The sequence below is a fragment of the Campylobacter sp. RKI_CA19_01116 genome (assembly GCF_025771405.1).
Taxonomy (GTDB): domain Bacteria; phylum Campylobacterota; class Campylobacteria; order Campylobacterales; family Campylobacteraceae; genus Campylobacter_D.
Genome location: NZ_JAKMQF010000032.1, coordinates 1 through 502, shown reverse-complemented (window position 1 = coordinate 502; position 502 = coordinate 1). Strand labels below are relative to the sequence as shown.

1 pseudogene is annotated in these 502 nt (G+C 30.3%); it reads left to right on the top strand.

Annotated elements, in window-relative coordinates:
* Positions 1–502, top strand: a pseudogene (locus tag L8U41_RS07865) (ShlB/FhaC/HecB family hemolysin secretion/activation protein); the annotation flags it as partial.

Genomic DNA, 502 nt, shown 5'->3' with positions numbered 1-502 from the left:
TAACTATGGAGCTAGTTATACTTTCTTTTTAGGAAATTTAAAAATCACTCCAAGCGTGTCTCAAGGTTCTTATTCTTTAGGTGGAGATTATAAAGAAGTTGGTTTTAGTGGTACTTCTAGAAATTTTGGTGTAGATTTTTCTTATCCTGTATGGATTAATACTAATTCCTCTTTATATTTTACTTCAAGTATTTATCATAAAATATTAAAAGATGAGTCTTTTTCAAATACTTTCTTTCCTTACACAGTTGATAAACATTCTAATGTAGGTAGTATGGGTTTAGAAGGTTTGTTTAGAGGCTTTGAGAATAATACTTTAAGTTATAGTGCTAAGGTAAGTGTGGGTAAGGTATATGATGATGGTGCTACTATGCTTGGAAGTACATCTAAAACCGGAGACAAAGGCTTTGGTTGGTTTAGAAAGCTCAATGCTAGTGTGAATAATTATTATAGTATCAATGAATACATTACGCATACTTTAAATATAAACTATCAAAAGGTC